We start from the raw sequence: 17,856 nt of genomic DNA, 5'->3' as shown, positions 1-17,856 counted from the left end.
CGATAGCCTAATGCGCTGCTTTTCGACGTTGATCATCAACATCGACGCTGTCTGGGATCACAAAGGTGAACAAGGCTTTGTCTTTATTTGTGATGGCTTGCTGATTGCTTAAATCAAACAGGCTTAAATTACCTTTATCATCGGCAACATTAAAGTTGACTAACTGGGCATTTTTGAAACACACATTGACGGACAATATGCCCGAATCAATCGCCTTAGGTTTGATCTCATAGCAATCTTGTTTCTTGGACACTGAATACTGTGACCAAGTCGCATCGTCGCGGTGGACGAGCAATGCGATGGGAGATGCATTGATTGCTTCAGCAAAATCCATGATGACCACCTCCTCGGCGAAAGGATTGTAGATCCACAAATCTTTACCATCAGCGACAATCTGCGATTCATCGGGCTGGGTTAAATGCCAATAAAATTGATTCGGATACGCTAAGGCAAAAATGCCAGACCCTGTTTGAATAACCTTTTTATTGACATCTGTTACGGTTTGTTTGAAATCGGCTTTTAGTGACGCGGTACCAATCAATTTTTCCCTGAGCTGCTGCGCATCATCGGCAAACACAGCCGCGCTAAATAGCAAAGGTGAAGCTAACAACACAGCGCATAATCGTTTTTTCATTTTATTCCTTACCCTGTAAACCCTTGGGTGTATCAAAGCTACGCCTTAGCGCGGCTTAATAATGTTTTGGTGCTGGCGGCGCTAAGACTTCACGGTTACCGTTGTGGCCTTGAGCAGAAACAATACCTTGTGCTTCCATCTGTTCAATAATGCGGGCTGCACGGTTATAACCAATCTTAAATTTACGCTGTACGCTTGAAATCGAGCCGCGACGAGTTTCAGTCACAAAGGCGACTGCTTCATCATATAACGGATCGTATTCTTCGTCTGATTCAGCGGTTTCACCAGGCAATAATACTTGTTCACCATCACTGGCACCGTTGAGGATTTCTTCGATATATTGCGGTTTGCCACGGGCGCACCAATCGGCAACGACACGGTGAACTTCATGATCATCAACGAACGCACCATGAACACGATTCGGTACCGCAGTACCCGGTGGCAAAAATAACATGTCACCCATACCAAGCAAGGTTTCGGCACCCTGTTGATCTAAAATGGTGCGCGAATCGATACGCGATGACACTTGGAACGCCATACGTGTGGGAATGTTGGCCTTAATCAAACCTGTGATCACATCCACTGAAGGTCTTTGGGTTGCAAGAATTAAATGTATGCCTGCGGCACGCGCTTTTTGGGCAATACGGGCAATCAACTCTTCAACTTTTTTACCAACAATCATCATCATGTCAGCAAATTCATCGACAACGACAACAATCGATGGCAGCTTATCTAACGCAGGCGCTTCTGGCTCCATGCTGTCAGAAGACTTCCACATAGGATCTAAAATCACTTCGCCATTGGCCTTCGCCTCGGCAATTTTAGCGTTATAGCCCTTGATGTTACGTACGCCCATCATAGACATCAGCTTGTAGCGACGTTCCATCTCGCCGACACACCAACGCAGCGCATTGGCAGCTTCTTTCATGTCGGTAACTACCTCACATAGCAAATGCGGAATACCTTCATAGACAGACAATTCCAACATTTTGGGGTCGATCATGATAAAGCGTACATCTTCTGGGCCAGACTTATACAGTAAGCTGGTGATCATCACGTTTACACCCACAGACTTACCAGAGCCTGTAGTACCGGCTACCAATAAATGTGGCATTTTACCAAGATCAACAACAACAGGGTCACCAGCAATATCTTGGCCTAACACCATAGTTAAGTTGGATTTACTCTCAGTAAAGGCGGCACAATCTAACACATCGCGCATAAACACGGTTTCGCGAAATTTATTGGGCAATTCGAGTCCGACATAAGCCTTACCCGGAATAACTTCAACCACGCGCACACTTTCAGCCAGTAATGAACGAGCTAAATCCTTTGATAGATTAGAGATTTTTGACGCTTTAACGCCCGGCGCTAATTCTAATTCAAAGCGTGTGATCACAGGACCTGGATACACACCCACTACATTGGCGATGATGTTGAAATCGGCCAATTTAAGCTCAACAAGGCGAGCGACTTGATCCAATTCCTCTGGGCTGATCGGATTCTTCTTACGGTCAGGTATGTCGAGCAAGTTAATACTCGGCAGAGGATCCATCGGTTTTTTCGGTGCGGGTTTGTCTTCTTGTCCTGGCAATACCACAATGCCATCGACAATTTTAGCTTTTTGATCTTGCTTATTACGCTGCGCTTGATTCACTGCACCTGTTGACACTTTAGTATCAAAATCAATGACGTCATCATCGCTAAAACCGAGACTTTCATCGTCTTCATCTTCTGTAAATGCTTGACTGCTAAACACTGGCTCATTGTCATCATGATCGAATGAATGCGAATTAAAATCGGCACTGTCTTGCTCATCGGCATTTGAATGCTGAGGTTCAGCTAACCAAGGTGGCACTTCAAAATTGCCATGGGCGGCCAAATCATCATTATCGATTTGTGGCTCAACCCGTTGTGCACTCTTACTTTTACTGCCATTCAAGCTTAGAATTTTTGCAAGCGCCGATAGTTTGTTTTTTGGCGACGAATTATTCTCAGTTTCAGTAATAATACCTTCTGGTTCAATGACCATATCATCAGTGGCAGCATATAGCGTTGGGGTTATCTCAGCTCTACGACCAATATGACGCTCACGCACCTTAGGCTTTTCAACTATGGGGGGCTTTTCTAGCACATATTGGGATTCACGGCGCTGTTTAAACTTATCCACCACGGACATAAAACCACGGGTATCCTCGGTTTCATGCTCACGCTTCATCGCTTGCGGCAATAATTTTAACTTTTTATAAATCCAAATAGAGACTAAGCCGATTTTCTCGACCACAGTCAGCCAGCTAATCCCAGTCAACAGCGTAAAGCCTGAGCCCAAGAAACACAGCAGTAATAAGGTAGTGCCGAGTTTATTAAAATACGGCAACATGGCTTGACCGATCACATCACCCGCCACTCCGCCTGCCGAAAACTCGTAGATGTTGTTGGCATTCATGCTAGCCAAAGCAGAAAATCCCAGAATGATCAGTAAAAATCCAATCAATCTCAGGGCCACTGAAAAGTAATCAATTTCTAGTAAATGATGGGCACGTTTGAACAATAACCAACCCGTCGATGCGACAATGATTGGCATGATATAAGCCGTAACGCCGAAGAAATATAACAGAATATCGGCAATCCAAGCCCCTACTGCTCCGGTCCAGTTTTTAATATCGCCTTGAAAATGCGACTGACTCCAACCAGGATCAGACGGACTAAAACTCGTCAATGCGAGCAAAATATAAGTGGCGAGAACACAACAAATGATGAGTCCGCCTTCCAGCAGACGTTGCAGGCCAGTGAGCGTGCGTACACTATTTCCTTGAGACAAACGACGTAATCCATAAAAGTGAAAACAGGTGGGCTAACGATACCAGAATCCCACTAAATGTGGAGCACATTAGCCTGTTTTTCTATACAGAATTGGTCATGATTGGCAAAATTTGGTCTATTGAGGTGTTTTAGTGTGCTTTTGGGGAGGAATGAGTTATTACACAAACACTTCCGTTAACAAATTTGTTTAAAAATGCCACAAAAAGAAGCCCCTAAGTTAGCAAACTTAAGGGCAATACAAGGCTAATAGCAATAAGCGTTAAATGAGATGGATATATCGACGTTACTGATAAATAAGGGGCCTAAGCCCCTTATTGTAAAACCAAACAATCAGGGTAATTTAGATATCTGAGAGTAGATGATTTATCGCTACACGACTGGTGTGCTTAACTTCTTCCATCACAACATAAGTACGCGTGTCGGAAACAGAAGGTAATTTCAATAAAGTTTCACCTAACAAGCGACGATAAGCCGACATATCTGAAACACGAGTTTTCAGTAAGTAGTCAAAATCGCCTGAAACCAGATGACATTCTTGAATATCATCGAGTAGTTGCACTGCGCGGTTAAACTTATCAAACACTTCGGGAGTATCACGGCTTAATGTGATTTCCACGAATACCAGTAGGGATGCACCCAAGAAATGAGGATTCACCAATGCGGTATAGCCATTGATGTAACCTTGCTTTTCGAGACGTTTTACTCTTTCTAAACACGGAGTTGGACTTAGTCCGACTCTTTTTGACAATTCCACATTTGAAATGCGGCCATCAAGTTGTAGTTCATTAAGAATGTTGCGATCGATGCGATCCAAGTCTTTTACAGGACTCTTTTTATTATATGCCATTTATTTAACCTTGCTTTATCACTAAAACAACATTTTATTCTACGTATGCCGAAAGTTCAGCAGCATAAACTGCGTCGCCGATACTATACTAGATATCCCTGAATTAATCACGTTCAGGTCACGATAAAATAACAATTATGCCCATTAAAAGTGGGATTTCAGGCAATTGAGGCTCAAAGATGATTATTGGTGTTCCCAAGGAAATTAAAAACCACGAATATCGTGTCGGTATGGTTCCTTCTAGTGTTCGCGAGTTGGCGATCAAAGGTCACGACGTTTTTGTTGAAACAAATGCAGGCATAGGTATTGGTTTTTCAGATCAAGATTATATTGATGCTGGCGCCACAATTTTAGCGACTGCTGCTGAAGTTTTTGCTGAAGCGCAGATGATTGTAAAAGTAAAAGAGCCTCAAGCAGTTGAACGCGCTATGTTGCGTCACGATCAGATTTTATTTACTTATCTGCATCTTGCTCCAGATTTACCGCAAACTGAAGATTTAATCAAAAGTGGTGCCGTATGTATCGCTTACGAAACTGTGACAGACGATCGTGGTGGCCTGCCTTTGCTTGCTCCTATGTCTGAAGTCGCTGGTCGTATGTCAATCCAAGCTGGCGCTATGGCATTAGAGAAATCTTCTGGTGGCCGCGGTATGTTACTGGGCGGCGTACCAGGGGTTGAGCCTGCTAAAGTCGTCATTATTGGCGGCGGTATGGTTGGTACTAATGCAGCACAAGTGGCAGTTGGTATGGGTGCTGATGTTGTTGTTCTTGATCGCAGTATTGATGCTCTGCGTCGTTTAAATGTGCAATTCGGTTCTGCTGTAAAAGCCATTTACTCAACTGCAGATGCAATTGAACGTCATGTTATTGAGGCCGATCTTGTGATTGGTGGTGTACTAATTCCAGGTGCTGCGGCGCCAAAATTGGTTACTCGTAGCATGATTTCACGTATGAAGCCTGGCAGCGCTATCGTTGACGTGGCGATCGATCAAGGCGGTTGTGTTGAAACTTCACATGCCACTACTCACCAAGATCCTACCTATATTGTTGATGATGTTGTGCATTACTGTGTTGCAAATATGCCTGGTGCGGTCGCTCGTACTTCAACATTTGCGCTTAACAATGCAACTTTACCGTACATTCTCAAGTTAGCAAATTTAGGCTATAAAGAAGCGCTGTTGCAAGACAAGCATTTTCTTAATGGCTTAAACGTCATGCACGGTAAAGTGGTGTGTAAGGAAGTGGCTCACGCCCTAAACTTAGCGTTCACATCTCCTGCGACACTATTAGTATAAGCTTTTAATTAACTTAACTTTTTATGTGAATTTGAGCTAGCTTTACTTAGTATGTAATTCAAATCGGTCTCGATACAATTGAGGCCGATTTTTTTATTGGGTAGAAATACGCTTCACTACGATCGTACCATCATATTCATACAAGCTTATCCCGTGCTTCATTTCGTGGTTCACACTTAAGCTATTTATGTTTTCACAGTAAAGTAAAACTGACACTCTCCATACCAAAACGGATGGACTCGATTAGTGCAATCTAAAAGAATCGCCCTCCAACACTTTACCCCCACAGGTAAATTCCCTACAATCCTTGCAATTTGCTAAAGGCACGGAGATAAAAATGAGCCAGGTCAGACATTGTAACTTATTGATTTTGGGTTCAGGCCCAGCAGGATATACCGCAGCCGTTTATGCTGCGCGTGCGAATTTAAAACCTGTGATGATCACAGGTATGCAGCAAGGCGGTCAATTAACCACGACGACTGAAGTTGAAAACTGGCCAGGTGACGCGGACGACTTAACGGGTCCAGCCTTGATGGAACGTATGCAGAAGCATGCTGAAAAGTTCGATACTGAAATCTTGTTCGATCACATTAACGAAGTCACCTTAACCGAGCGCCCTTTCCGCTTGAAAGGCGACAATGGCGAGTACACCTGTGATGCACTGATCATCGCAACTGGCGCATCTGCCCGCTACTTAGGATTAGACTCAGAAGAAGCTTTCAAAGGTCGCGGTGTATCAGCCTGTGCAACCTGTGATGGCTTCTTCTATCGCAATCAAAAAGTCGCAGTGATCGGTGGCGGCAACACCGCCGTTGAAGAAGCATTGTATTTAAGCAATATTGCTGCTGAAGTTCACCTCATCCATCGCCGTGACACCTTCCGTTCAGAAAAAATCTTGATCGACCGTCTGATGGACAAAGTCGCCAATGGCAACATAATCCTTCACTTAGATCAAACCATGGATGAAGTGGTTGGTGATGCCATGGGTGTGACAGGTCTAAAGATGAAGAGCACTAAAGATGGCTCGATCGCTGACTTATCCGTTGCTGGCGTGTTCGTCGCTATTGGTCACAGCCCTAATACCGGTATTTTTGAAGGCCAGTTGGAAATGAACCACGGTTATTTAAAAGTTCAGAGTGGCTTGCAAGGTAACGCCACGCAAACCAGTATCGAAGGTGTTTATGCCTGTGGTGATGTGATGGACCAACATTATCGTCAAGCTATTACTTCTGCCGGTACAGGCTGTATGGCCGCACTCGATGCAGAGCGTTATTTAGACGCTAAAAAGTAACTAGACTCGATTTTTCAACGAATAGCAGGCTTAGCCTGCTATTTTTTTAGGTCAAAATCGTTAAGCAATAGCAAAAATTTTTGCGGACTGTGCCAATCAATATTGTTCACGCACATACATGTCTTTCCTTCACCGATTCTTAATCTTGTACCAGTTAGATGAGCACTTATAAGTGTTTAGGTTGGGTTAAGCCTAAAATGGCGCACAAAAAAAGGGACCAAATGGTCCCTTCTCTACAGCAACAAACTAATTTCTTAGTTTAATGCTTCTTTTGCTTTTTCAACTAAAGTTGCAAATACAACTTTATCGAATACAGCGATGTCAGCCAAAATCTTACGATCGATTTCGATAGACGCCTTTTTCAGACCGTTGATGAAACGGCTGTAAGACAGACCATTTTGACGAGCGGCAGCATTAATACGTGCAATCCAAAGTTGACGGAATTGACGTTTTTTCTGACGACGGTCACGGTAAGCATATTGACCAGCTTTAGTTACTGCTTGAACAGCAACACGGTAAGTACGGCTACGAGCGCCATAATAACCTTTAGCTAGTTTTAAAACTTTCTTGTGACGAGCACGAGCGGTTACACCACGCTTAACTCTTGGCATTTTCTAATCTCCTAAATTAAGCGTAAGGTAATTGACGCGCGATTGCTGGAACGTCAGCTTTTGATACTAAACATTTGGCACGTAAGTGACGTTTACGTTTAGTGCTTTTTTTCGTCAAAATGTGACGTAAGTGTGCTTGCTTGCGCTTGAAACCATTAGCGGTTTTCTTAAAACGCTTCGCTACACCCTTGTCTGTTTTCATTTTAGGCATTTCTAAAACTCCGCATTGGGATGTTTAATAAAAAGCAAGGCGAGCAAAGGCCATAGACCTTTGCTACTTTAAGTTTTGCCCTACTTATTTCTTTTTAGGCGCTAGCACCATAATTGCTTGTCGGCCTTCCATTTTCGGGAAAGATTCAACAACCGCATACTCGTCCAAATCAGCCTTGATACGGTTCAATAGATCCATACCCAGGTTTTGGTGTGCCATTTCGCGACCTCGGAAACGAAGCGTAATCTTCGCTTTATCCCCGTCTTCCAGAAAACGTATCAGGTTGCGTAGTTTTACCTGATAGTCGTTTTCGTCAGTTCCAGGACGGAATTTAATTTCCTTGACCTGAACCTGCTTTTGCTTCTTCTTTTGTTCCTTGGCTGACTTAGCCTTATCAAAAAGGAACTTACCGTAGTCCATAATGCGACATACTGGAGGTTCAGCATTTGGGCTGATTTCTACTAGGTCTACACCTGCTTCATCTGCCAAATTCTGAGCATCTCTGATGCTTACCACACCAATAGCTTCACCATCAATGCCTGTTAAGCGTACTTCTGGTACACCTGTGATTTCTTCATTGATTCTATTAGGGGCCGGCTGACGCCCTGCTGTTTTTTTGATCTTTATGACCTATTCCTCCAACAATTTGAGACTACGGAGCGAAATCTGTTGATGGATTTTAGTGGCGAAATCTTCAAGTCGCATCTTACCTAAATCGATACCATCACGGGTACGCACCGCTACTTCCTTATTTTCCATTTCTTGATCGCCAACGACCAACAAATAAGGGACACGCCTTAAGGTGTGCTCGCGTATTTTAAAGCCTATTTTCTCATTCCTCAAGTCAAAAGACGCTCGAATACCTTGTTCTTTGAAGAATTTTACGACTTCTTCAACATAATCAGCCTGTTTATCGGTGATATTCATCACGACAACTTGCATTGGGGCTAACCAAGTTGGGAAACGTCCTGCATATTCTTCTATCAAGATACCCAAGAATCGTTCCAAAGAGCCTAAAATGGCACGATGGATCATCACTGGGGTCTGACGGCTGTTATCTTCGGCAACGTAAGTTGCACCAAGACGGCTTGGCAACGCATAATCGAGCTGCACAGTACCACATTGCCACGCTCGGTCCAAACAATCGTGTAAAGTAAATTCGATTTTGGGTCCGTAGAATGCGCCTTCGCCTGGCAAAATAGTGAATTCAATATTATTGGCACGCAGAGCTTGCTTAAGTGCTTCTTCCGCTCTGTCCCACATCGCATCGTCACCGATACGTTTCTCTGGGCGAGTCGACAGTTTTACTACGATATTTTCAAAGCCGAAGGTAGCGTAAGTATCGTAAACCATCTGGATACAGGCACTCACTTCCTCTTGAACTTGGCTGTCAGTACAGAAAATATGGGCATCGTCTTGCGTAAAGCCACGTACACGCATTAATCCGTGTAACGAGCCTGAAGGTTCATTACGGTGACAGCAACCAAATTCCGCCATACGCAATGGTAGATCACGGTAAGATTTCAACCCTTGGTTGAAGATCTGCACGTGGCCAGGGCAGTTCATTGGCTTGATAGCGTATTCGCGGTTTTCGCTGCTGGTCGTGAACATGGCTTCTGAGTATTTATCCCAGTGACCAGAACGTTCCCACAACACGCGGTCCATCATTAATGGACCTTTCACTTCTTGGTAAGTGTATTGGTTTAGCTTACGGCGAATGAATCTTTCTAATTCGAGGAAGATGCTCCAACCGTCGTTATGCCAAAACACCATACCCGGCGCTTCTTCTTGCATGTGATACAAGTCGAGCTGTTTACCGATTTTACGGTGGTCACGCTTAGCCGCTTCTTCAAGACGGGTTAAGTGTGTGCTCAGGGCTTTTTTGTCGGCCCAAGCGGTACCATAGATACGTTGCAACATCTTGTTTTCTGAGTTGCCACGCCAATAAGCGCCGGCAATGCTCATTAATTTAAAATGTTGGCAGAAACGCATGTTAGGTACGTGCGGTCCACGACACATGTCAGTGTATTCTTCGTGATGATACAGCGCAGGCGTCGCGTCTTTGCTGATGTTCTCATCCAGAATGGCAATCTTATAATCTTCACCGCGCGCAGCGAATGTATCACGGGCTTCTTGCCAGCTAACGACACGTTTTACTACGTCATAGTTAGTTTTTGCTAGTTGAAGCATGCGCTTTTCTAATGCGTCGATGTCATCTTGAGTCAACTTGTGCTCAAGGTCGATATCATAGTAGAAGCCATTATCGATAACAGGACCAATCGCCATCTTGGTTTCTGGCCACATTTGCTTAATCGCGTGACCTAATAAATGCGCGCAAGAATGGCGAAGAATTTCAACACCTTCTTCGTCTTTGGCGGTAATGATTGATAGCTCAGCATCGGTTTCAATGAGATCGCAAGCATCTTTTAATTCGCCATTAACGCGGCCAGCGATACAAGCTTTCGCTAAACCAGGGCCAATATCAGCGGCAACATCGAGGGTCGATACAGCATGGGCAAACTCGCGTTTGCTACCATCGGGAAGTGTAATTACAGGCATGAAATGTCCTTTCCAGTGGTGACCCACACGTAGGGCCACTTGGTTTTAGTTAATGTAAGAGAAATGCTCGCTAGGTTAAGACAGTACAGGAGTCTTAGCCGCCTTGCGTAGCAGGGCGTTTATTCTAAGGGATTGTAGCTAAAAGGCGCAAGCATATTGACCAGAATTGGGATTGGAAACAAAAAGCAAATTCATGATTTTGCAGTGTCTTGGTAACTTCTTGGTCATCTAACTCCCCTATTCTAGCGCCAGTTTATTGGGCATCACTGAAAACATGACAAGGGAGTTGATATGTTGAACTGCATTCTACTGGCTGTAACACTCACGCACACTGCAACCGCTTTATCTGAGCCACAGGTGAAAATTACAAGCAAATCTTTGATTGATACTCAAGTGTTACTCGTTGATATTAAAAGTGAACTTGAGCAACAGATGCAGCGTTTAACGCTGGATATTACCCAAGATGCCCGCGATGGCGTGTTACACAGCAGTGAAATGGAGGGGTTAGTGATGGTAAAGGACTAGTTTTTAGAAGAGATAATGATCCAACAAGAAAATATTTAACCAGAAGGTCTATCATGCTGCGTTTTGAGACCGACTTCATCTAAGTCAGTGCACTGCACTCTGCTGTATACTCAAATAGGAAGCACATAAAGCGCACTCAGGTTTCGAATATCGACAAAGCGCAGACAATATAAGCGATAAGCGTACGAAGTATGAGATGCGTTGATTGAGCAGAGCGATTCGCTCTATTGGCGATAAGGAGTTGCACCATGAGAGTCATGAACAAAGTTATTGCTTGTCCCCACTGCGGGCACCATCAAGATATCAGTATCGATGCCAGCTGTGGAGACTAAGATTATTACGATGACTGCCGAATTTGTTGTAATCCGATTCACTTACGCTTACACATCGATGAATCGAGACGAACGGTTGAGCTGTATATCGATTCAGACGACGAGCAAATCTATTAAACGAGATTGCACTACACGCTGCGATGTCACAAAACTAACGTGCTTGTTCGTTAAAACGCCTGGCCAGCACGCGCTCGACTGTGTCGACGATAATTTGTGTTTGGCTGTCGATCTCAATATTGAGTTCATCACCCACTTTATACTGACTTAAATTGGTCAGTTTTAGGGTTTCAGGAATTAAGTGCAGCTTAAAGCCTAAGTCACTCACCTCGCCAACCGTTAAACTACAGCCATTAACGCCAACAAAACCTTTATAAAAAATGTAATCCATCCATTTAGGCTCAATGCCCAGTGTCAGATCATAATGCTGTTCTGTATGGCTAATATCGATGACTTTGGCCTTAGTATGGATATGGCCAGAGAGAATGTGCCCACCAATTTCACTACCAAAAGTTAACGAACGCTCAACATTAACGCTTTGACCTATAGACAAATTAGCCAGATTCGTCAGTCGCAAGGTCTCTTCCACTACATCGAAAAATACCCTATCATCAGCGACCTGAGTCACAGTAAGACATACCCCGTTATTTGCCACACTTGCTCCTATCGCAAGTCCCTCATGCAAATCAGGTTCAAACGCTACCTCAAGGGTATTTAGGCCATCTTTCTTATGTATTGCAACCACCTCGCAGGTGGCTTGAACTATACCTGTAAACATTTTTTGCTCGCTTAATCGTTAAAGGCTGTATTTATGAATCATTCAGGCTATCAAGCCAAACGTTTAATCCAACTGGCGCTGCCGGTACTGATAGCTCAGGTCACTCAGACCATGATGGGCTTTATTGATACTGTTATGGCGGGCCGTGTTAGTGCGGTTGATATGGCCGCCGTCGCAGTCGGCACTAGCCTTTGGTTACCCGCTATTCTGTTCGTCCAAGGTTTGCTGATGGCTTTTACGCCTTTATTTGCCCACTATAATGGCGCGAATAATCAAAAAGCCATCCAACCTTTGGCCTTTCAAGGTGCCTATCTTGCCATTATAGGCGGCATTGGTGTGATGGTTTTCCTTGCATCAGCCCCTTTTGTGCTTGGCCACATGGACTTGGAGCCTGAATTATACCGCTTAACCATAGGATATCTCGACGGTATTTTATGGGGCGCACCCGCATTTGTGCTTTATCAAGTGCTACGTGGCTGCAGTGAAGGTATATCCTATACCTTACCGACCATGGTCATTGGTTTTGTCGGTCTAGCCGTAAATATCCCCGCTAACTATATTTTTATTTATGGACACTTTGGCGTACCGGCCATGGGCGGCGCAGGCTGTGGTATCGCCACTGCTCTCGTATTCTGGGCCATGCTAGTTGCCATGACCATTTACATGCAGTTACATAAAAAATTCGCGGCTTTAGCTCCCTTCAGTAAATTTCATCGTCCAGACTTTGAAACGATGAAGAAAATGACCAAACTCGGCATGCCGATAGCAATGGCGCTGTTTTTTGAAGTGAGTTTATTTGCCATCATAGCGCTGTTACTCGCGCCACTTGGCGCAACTGTGGTCGCAAGTCACCAGATTGCGCTCAACTTTTCTGCCATCGTATTTATGCTGCCGTTATCGATAGGTATCGCGGTATCGATTCGGATTGGTTATTACTTAGGCCGTGATCGCGCCGATATTTCCGCTGTGGTCACTAAAGTGGGCTTATGGCTGGCACTATCCCTTGCTCTAACGACAGCGGTTTTGACCGTATTATTTAGATTCCAAATTGCGAAACTTTATAATGGTGATCCTGAAGTGGTTGCCTTAGCTGGCAGCTTGATGTTGATGGCAGCCCTGTATCAATTATCTGATTCAGTTCAAGTGGTCGCAGCGGGTGCTCTTCGCGGTTATAAAGATACACGCAGCGCCTTTTATATCACGCTGTTTTCCTACTGGGGGATTGGTATGTCACTCGGTTATACCTTAGCTTATACGGACCATATCGTTCCCGCGATGGGCGCCCATGGATTCTGGGCAGGATTGATTGCGGGCTTGACCTCAGCAGCGCTGTTATTTTTCATTCGTCTGCGTTACATCCAAAAGCATGGCGTGCATTTGAGCCTTATTGAAGGTGACAGTGTTCACCATTGATTGCATTAATGGCGAGCGACAGTGCTCGCCTTTTGGTTTATCAGTTTGATTTCGATGCATTCTCTGAAGTAAAGCGAATAAAAAATTGCGGTTTTATCGGCGGCATTGTTGAAACACTGGGCAAGTTGCACAGCAATTCACCATTTGACGACAAATTTGTTTTTTTTGCTTGCCAGCCCTGCGCTATGCCCCTAATATAGCGCTCGTTCCAAGGCGCAATGCTTTTGAATAGCTTGTTAAATTTTGCGATGCACCCGTAGCTCAGTTGGTTAGAGCACTACCTTGACATGGTAGGGGTCGGTGGTTCGAGTCCACTCGGGTGTACCACTCTCTTCAAAGAGTCTAAATTTGAAATTCAAACAGTGCACCCGTAGCTCAGTTGGTTAGAGCACTACCTTGACATGGTAGGGGTCGGTGGTTCGAGTCCACTCGGGTGTACCATTTCTTATTATGTATTTCATTAATCCCGCTCTGCTTATCAAGCTAAATACAATTAATCTACCTTTGTTTTTTTATTTAAAATTCATTCCCAAATATCTCAAAGTTCAACATCCAAAGTAATATCCTGTGCTAAATCAAATATTCGCAGTGGTATTTCTGCGCCCTCTCCAATCCTTTTAAACGAGCGGCCTAAAAATTTTTGACTAAGTACGGCATCGAACAGACACTCGAAGGTTAAGGTCGCAGAATAATGCATTCAAAGTCTGTTCGTTGAAAATAGCGTTAAGACAATCATCTGCAATTATCATCACCGCTCAATAGTGAGCGATCCTATCTGCATTTAGCGAGGAAATCCCAATGTCGAATGAAGGTTATCATGAACCCATTACTGAACTCACAGATAAAACCAAGGACATGCACCGTGCACTTACATCACTGATGGAAGAGCTTGAAGCAATAGACTGGTATAACCAAAGAGTTGATGCGTGCAAAAATAATGAGTTGAGAGAGATACTTATACATAATCGAGATGAAGAAAAAGAACATGCTGCAATGCTACAAGAATGGATAAGGAGACAAGATCCGAGCTTTGATAAACAGCTAAAACATTACCTTTTTACAGATACGCCTGTTGCTCACACACCTATTGTTCACAAATAAGTATTCAATCTGGCTGTTTGAGCAAGCCATTTTCGTGAGCAAACGCCTTTAGTCACTAAGCTGCCGTTCTTATAATACAAACCTCTGCATGTGTTATTGCACCATTTAGCTCATTTCATACAGCCTTGCAGAATACTAGCGTGCAAATGTATTACTACGGACACTGTATTCTACGGACTTAGTGACTTTCATTTTTAGCGTCAAGGACTTCACCTAATGCCACCTTAACGAGATATCTCGCTAGGCCTACAGAACCTTTCAATCTCAGTATAACGAGCACTGCCGTACAAGAAAAACGAGCGATGTCAGCCATTTTTGAACGACTAAAAACATCACTCACTATTTTTAGCTACCTACGGCAATTAGAAATGATGACTCAATATTGAAGTCATACATCACTTAGGCTTTATCGCTCAAATTTTACCGAGTAGAAGGAGTATAACGAGGATCAATACTACCAAACCTAATCCACCGCTCGGGCCGTACCCCCAGCTCTTACTGTGTGGCCAAGTCGGAGCCACACCGATCAGCATCAGAATCAAAACCACCAATAATATTGTTCCTATACTCATGAGAGTCTCCTAGACATTATGGATATAACTCGAACCAGAAATCTTAATCAATATGACTGAGATCCTTTTAAATACCCACATAAAGCTGCCAAACATTATGCTTAAGGTGCTTACTTAATTGTAAAAGCCTCTGACATCAACTGTGTTTTTCGGCATCCTTAGCCGCTTCTTTTACATTACCAATTGCTTTTTGAGTTTTACCTTTTATCTGTTTCTGAACCCCTTTCATCTGCTGTTTCGGGTTGCCAACGATCTCACCAATTTTTTGCTGCACTTTGCCTGCAGCGTCTTTTATTGAACCTTCTATTTGGTCTTTGTTCATGGTCAATTTCCTTTTGTTGTTGATATAACATCTAAATAATAATGAGCGCTAACAATCAGCTATGAGCTATTTTTCATTTTAGTAAATAGCGTTTAGCAAACATCTACATATTTTTATGTAAATATCTTAGTTGGTAAAATATCAGTAAAACCATATGGTAAATTAGACGGGGGAAATAAATTCCTGTGTTTTCATAAAATTGTGTGACTGGTTACACATCAATCACACCGCGTCAACTTAGGTATGAATTCTACAATATAACATTGGTTTAAATAGGGGTGGTTATGTAGCAATCTTGAATTTTATCTTAAGTATAAATTGTGGAGATTATTTTATTTGCTGAAATTTAGTATTAGTCATGGCTGAATTCCATTATTTAATTATCTAGTGATTTTTTAGCTAAAGCTGACTTCCTAATGATGAGCCAAAATATCAAGATAAACAACATAAACCATCTTATTAAGATAAAGATTACCCATTAAAGGCATATCAATCTAAACTCTGTATCCAATTTATAATTTATCTAAAAGTGTGTCTGTGCGATAGCGTACACATTATAAATATTTTAATCCGCAATTTAACTTAAAACACAATGAAACATCAGCTGATACCTAATGTAGCTACATTTTGGTATGTCATCGATGCCATTAAAAATATGTATATGAATGTTCAGTGGATAAACTCAGAAGGAACTAAGAGGTATAACTCTAAAACGTTAAAATGGTCTAGAAGTGTTCATAGCATCTTATAGAGCTTAGAAAACCACAGCTGGTAGTCTAAGGTTTTTAGCACCAACTAGCCTCGGCTGCTGATTTTTACAATAATGCTTCTATATTCGCAAGAAGAACACGATAACCTACGTTACCATAAAATATTTGTCTACCTTCGTCGATAATATAGCTTGGACTGCCTTGTAGATTTTGTTGTGCTGACTTTTGGTAGTTGCTCATTAATGCGGCTATAGCTGAACCATCATGAACGCTTGAGATGATTTTTTTCTGTTCCAGCCCATAGAAATCAACCAGATCATAAAGTATTTCAAGCTTACCAATATCCAATGCATTGATAAAAAATGCACTCCGAAATTTCAATGCCATATTGATACTGGTGTTTTTGTCATAGATAAGTTCAATGGCTTTGAGCACTAAATGTGCATTGGCTGACGTTGTCGGTCTGACTTCTGTCCATATTTTTGAGTTTGTGGGAACGTCATCACGGATAGATGCAGATTTATGTACGTGCTCTGCAAAACCATTATATTGACCTTTCTGTTTCCATTGCATCTCAATTTTTGTTTGAACATCACCAAATACATCAAGATAATGATATTTAAAATGAATTTTATTTTCTAACTTTTGATTTAACTCCTCAATACGTTGTTGTGCAACCCAAGCCCACACACAAAGAATATCAGAATAGTAATCAATGTTCAGGGGTTGATTCATGTTAATCCTTAATAATGTGGCAGTTTAAGTCATACACTCTAGTTTCAAGGCTAATCAATAATTATTGTGATGGCAGATCTATTTGTTACCCACATGAAGTCAAGATTTCAATATCTGAACTACAGAATAAATACCGAAACTACACCGAGCAATAGGTACAAGGATGTGATTTTTAGCAGACATACTAGAAGTCATCGATTTGTTTCATATTACGTGCCAGTAATCGCTTTTCAGCTTCTTCAAGGGACAGTATATTGCTAAGAAATTCAGTTACGGAAGGTGCAGAACTGCAATTTTGTAGATATTCAAACAGCCCTACAATATTTTTATGATACTCAAGTGTGGCCATCGCTATTTCATCCGTATCCATCCTCTTAAACGGATGTTCACCTATGGTGTTAAAAGGAATAGCGGTTTTTTCATAATAATGCCGACAATAAGTGTTAAGTGCATTGCTATTGCCATTATCTTCGAACTGTCTGATAACCCGTGCCATTTTTTGCTCGTGGACTGAAATATACTCCAACAGTAATCCGCTTCTTTCGCTATCATTTGTAAGTGCGCAATGTGCCGCAAATGCATGCAGCTGTTGGTGTATACTTCTAGTCCATTGCATAACATCATAAAGCGTTTCTATTTGCATATTATTCGCCTCAAAACGGGAGTCCTTGGTCTTTACTGTGAAAAATGAATCACTTTTCTATGCATTGATGAAAGTAAACTTACTAAACAAGCCCATATTTACTATGACATTATGTCTCATTAAAAGTGCAGTTTTGAAATGATTATTAACTAAATAGTCAAAAGCAGATGGCTATTATTGATATGAATTGTTGACATCTTGTCATCAACATAAAATACTTTATAAGTCCAACAACGGCTTAATCTATGTAACATCTGGTCTTTAGCTTAAAAAGCTGGCGATAAGCCACAACCTTGTAATAAGGCTAATGGCATGAGTATACCTATATTTTTCTATTGACTCTGTTCGTTGCCGTACTGATTCTTGACAATACAATGCCCACAAGAAAGAGGGATAACTACCAATACAATATGTGCCATTCCATAACTTGATTGAAGGGCATTATCTTCCCGCTTTC

17 protein-coding genes, 2 tRNA genes and 1 pseudogene are annotated in these 17,856 nt (G+C 42.5%); 8 read left to right on the top strand and 12 right to left on the bottom strand.

All coding sequences use genetic code 11. From position 1 onward, the window contains the following. Positions 1-7: 7 nt before the first annotated feature. From lolA to lrp, 3 genes are all read right to left on the bottom strand, one after another. A complete protein-coding gene (lolA, locus tag HUB64_RS10010; protein WP_028759940.1) occupies positions 8-634 on the bottom strand; it encodes an outer membrane lipoprotein chaperone LolA in 627 nt (208 codons plus the stop codon). 55 nt (positions 635-689) lie between these two features. Then, on the bottom strand, positions 690-3,455 hold the full coding sequence (locus HUB64_RS10005; protein ID WP_173496918.1) for a DNA translocase FtsK: 2,766 nt from the start codon (positions 3,453-3,455) through the stop codon (positions 690-692). A gap of 342 nt (positions 3,456-3,797) precedes the next feature. After that, the gene (gene lrp / locus HUB64_RS10000; protein ID WP_006081649.1) at positions 3,798-4,304 is read right to left on the bottom strand and encodes a leucine-responsive transcriptional regulator Lrp; all 507 of its coding nucleotides are present in this window, start codon (positions 4,302-4,304) and stop codon (positions 3,798-3,800) included. A gap of 179 nt (positions 4,305-4,483) precedes the next feature. On the opposite strand from lrp, the gene ald reads away from it, so the two are divergent. Together ald and trxB are read left to right on the top strand one after the other, a co-directional pair. After that, positions 4,484-5,599 carry an alanine dehydrogenase gene (gene ald / locus HUB64_RS09995; protein ID WP_173496917.1) on the top strand — a complete coding sequence of 372 codons (1,116 nt, stop codon included), beginning with the start codon at positions 4,484-4,486 and terminating at the stop codon, positions 5,597-5,599. 337 nt (positions 5,600-5,936) lie between these two features. After that, positions 5,937-6,890: a thioredoxin-disulfide reductase gene (gene trxB / locus HUB64_RS09990; protein WP_173496916.1), complete on the top strand. Its 954-nt coding sequence runs from the start codon at positions 5,937-5,939 to the stop codon at positions 6,888-6,890. A 254-nt stretch (positions 6,891-7,144) separates the two neighbouring features. Here the strand turns inward: trxB and rplT are convergent, their stop codons facing one another. From rplT to thrS, 4 genes are all read right to left on the bottom strand, one after another. Continuing rightward, positions 7,145-7,501 carry a 50S ribosomal protein L20 gene (gene rplT / locus HUB64_RS09985; protein WP_006081652.1) on the bottom strand — a complete coding sequence of 119 codons (357 nt, stop codon included), beginning with the start codon at positions 7,499-7,501 and terminating at the stop codon, positions 7,145-7,147. Between the two features lie 16 nt (positions 7,502-7,517). After that, positions 7,518-7,712: a 50S ribosomal protein L35 gene (rpmI, locus tag HUB64_RS09980; RefSeq protein WP_006081653.1), complete on the bottom strand. Its 195-nt coding sequence runs from the start codon at positions 7,710-7,712 to the stop codon at positions 7,518-7,520. 84 nt (positions 7,713-7,796) lie between these two features. Continuing rightward, positions 7,797-8,339, bottom strand: coding sequence for a translation initiation factor IF-3 (gene infC / locus HUB64_RS09975; RefSeq protein ID WP_012089240.1), 543 nt, complete (start codon positions 8,337-8,339; stop codon positions 7,797-7,799). Between the two features lie 3 nt (positions 8,340-8,342). Then, on the bottom strand, positions 8,343-10,271 hold the full coding sequence (gene thrS, locus HUB64_RS09970) for a threonine--tRNA ligase (RefSeq protein ID WP_028759936.1): 1,929 nt from the start codon (positions 10,269-10,271) through the stop codon (positions 8,343-8,345). A gap of 291 nt (positions 10,272-10,562) precedes the next feature. On the opposite strand from thrS, the gene HUB64_RS09965 reads away from it, so the two are divergent. Continuing rightward, positions 10,563-10,796: a hypothetical protein gene (locus HUB64_RS09965; RefSeq protein WP_173244844.1), complete on the top strand. Its 234-nt coding sequence runs from the start codon at positions 10,563-10,565 to the stop codon at positions 10,794-10,796. A gap of 248 nt (positions 10,797-11,044) precedes the next feature. Continuing rightward, positions 11,045-11,245, top strand: a pseudogene (locus tag HUB64_RS09960) (CPXCG motif-containing cysteine-rich protein). Positions 11,246-11,279: 34 nt separating this feature from the next. On the opposite strand, the gene HUB64_RS09955 reads toward HUB64_RS09960, so the two are convergent. After that, a complete protein-coding gene (locus HUB64_RS09955) occupies positions 11,280-11,903 on the bottom strand; it encodes a riboflavin synthase subunit alpha (RefSeq protein ID WP_173496915.1) in 624 nt (207 codons plus the stop codon). A gap of 33 nt (positions 11,904-11,936) precedes the next feature. Here HUB64_RS09955 and HUB64_RS09950 point away from each other — a divergent pair, with 33 nt between their 5' ends. From HUB64_RS09950 to HUB64_RS09935, 4 genes are all read left to right on the top strand, one after another. Continuing rightward, positions 11,937-13,316 (top strand): MATE family efflux transporter, encoded by a 1,380-nt coding sequence (locus tag HUB64_RS09950; protein WP_168827724.1) that lies wholly within the window; start codon positions 11,937-11,939, stop codon positions 13,314-13,316. A 250-nt stretch (positions 13,317-13,566) separates the two neighbouring features. Continuing rightward, positions 13,567-13,643 (top strand) — tRNA-Val (locus HUB64_RS09945). Positions 13,644-13,680: 37 nt separating this feature from the next. After that, a tRNA-Val gene (locus HUB64_RS09940) sits at positions 13,681-13,757 on the top strand. Between the two features lie 357 nt (positions 13,758-14,114). Then, positions 14,115-14,417 carry an encapsulin-associated ferritin-like protein gene (locus HUB64_RS09935; protein ID WP_028759930.1) on the top strand — a complete coding sequence of 101 codons (303 nt, stop codon included), beginning with the start codon at positions 14,115-14,117 and terminating at the stop codon, positions 14,415-14,417. Between the two features lie 413 nt (positions 14,418-14,830). Here HUB64_RS09935 and HUB64_RS09930 read toward each other — a convergent pair whose 3' ends face one another. The 4 genes from HUB64_RS09930 to HUB64_RS09915 all read right to left on the bottom strand — a co-directional run bounded on the left by HUB64_RS09930 (position 14,831) and on the right by HUB64_RS09915 (position 17,399). Continuing rightward, the gene (locus tag HUB64_RS09930) at positions 14,831-14,983 is read right to left on the bottom strand and encodes a DUF3309 family protein (protein ID WP_301553935.1); all 153 of its coding nucleotides are present in this window, start codon (positions 14,981-14,983) and stop codon (positions 14,831-14,833) included. A 142-nt stretch (positions 14,984-15,125) separates the two neighbouring features. Further along, positions 15,126-15,311: a CsbD family protein gene (locus tag HUB64_RS09925; protein WP_028759929.1), complete on the bottom strand. Its 186-nt coding sequence runs from the start codon at positions 15,309-15,311 to the stop codon at positions 15,126-15,128. Between the two features lie 815 nt (positions 15,312-16,126). Further along, positions 16,127-16,756, bottom strand: a complete 630-nt coding sequence (locus HUB64_RS09920) for a DsbA family protein (protein ID WP_173496914.1) — start codon at positions 16,754-16,756, stop codon at positions 16,127-16,129. Between the two features lie 184 nt (positions 16,757-16,940). Beyond that, complete coding sequence (locus HUB64_RS09915; protein ID WP_173496913.1) at positions 16,941-17,399, bottom strand: hypothetical protein; 459 nt, start codon at positions 17,397-17,399, stop codon at positions 16,941-16,943. Positions 17,400-17,856 lie beyond the last annotated feature (457 nt).

It is taken from the genome of Shewanella sp. ISTPL2 (genome assembly GCF_013283205.1).
Classification (GTDB): Bacteria; Pseudomonadota; Gammaproteobacteria; order Enterobacterales; family Shewanellaceae; genus Shewanella; species Shewanella oncorhynchi.
This window is presented reverse-complemented; position numbering and strand designations above follow the sequence as displayed.

Excerpts from the sequence above, each read along its gene's own strand:
- lolA (WP_028759940.1), bottom strand. The coding sequence starts at position 634 with ATGAAAAAACGATTATGCGCTGTGTTGTTAGCTTCACCTTTGCTATTT.
- lrp (WP_006081649.1), bottom strand. The coding sequence starts at position 4,304 with ATGGCATATAATAAAAAGAGTCCTGTAAAAGACTTGGATCGCATCGAT.
- ald (WP_173496917.1), top strand. The coding sequence starts at position 4,484 with ATGATTATTGGTGTTCCCAAGGAAATTAAAAACCACGAATATCGTGTC.
- trxB (WP_173496916.1), top strand. The coding sequence starts at position 5,937 with ATGAGCCAGGTCAGACATTGTAACTTATTGATTTTGGGTTCAGGCCCA.
- rplT (WP_006081652.1), bottom strand. The coding sequence starts at position 7,501 with ATGCCAAGAGTTAAGCGTGGTGTAACCGCTCGTGCTCGTCACAAGAAA.
- rpmI (WP_006081653.1), bottom strand. The coding sequence starts at position 7,712 with ATGCCTAAAATGAAAACAGACAAGGGTGTAGCGAAGCGTTTTAAGAAA.
- thrS (WP_028759936.1), bottom strand. The coding sequence starts at position 10,271 with ATGCCTGTAATTACACTTCCCGATGGTAGCAAACGCGAGTTTGCCCAT.
- HUB64_RS09965 (WP_173244844.1), top strand. The coding sequence starts at position 10,563 with ATGTTGAACTGCATTCTACTGGCTGTAACACTCACGCACACTGCAACC.
- HUB64_RS09955 (WP_173496915.1), bottom strand. The coding sequence starts at position 11,903 with ATGTTTACAGGTATAGTTCAAGCCACCTGCGAGGTGGTTGCAATACAT.
- HUB64_RS09950 (WP_168827724.1), top strand. The coding sequence starts at position 11,937 with ATGAATCATTCAGGCTATCAAGCCAAACGTTTAATCCAACTGGCGCTG.
- HUB64_RS09935 (WP_028759930.1), top strand. The coding sequence starts at position 14,115 with ATGTCGAATGAAGGTTATCATGAACCCATTACTGAACTCACAGATAAA.
- HUB64_RS09925 (WP_028759929.1), bottom strand. The coding sequence starts at position 15,311 with ATGAACAAAGACCAAATAGAAGGTTCAATAAAAGACGCTGCAGGCAAA.
- HUB64_RS09920 (WP_173496914.1), bottom strand. The coding sequence starts at position 16,756 with ATGAATCAACCCCTGAACATTGATTACTATTCTGATATTCTTTGTGTG.
- HUB64_RS09915 (WP_173496913.1), bottom strand. The coding sequence starts at position 17,399 with ATGCAAATAGAAACGCTTTATGATGTTATGCAATGGACTAGAAGTATA.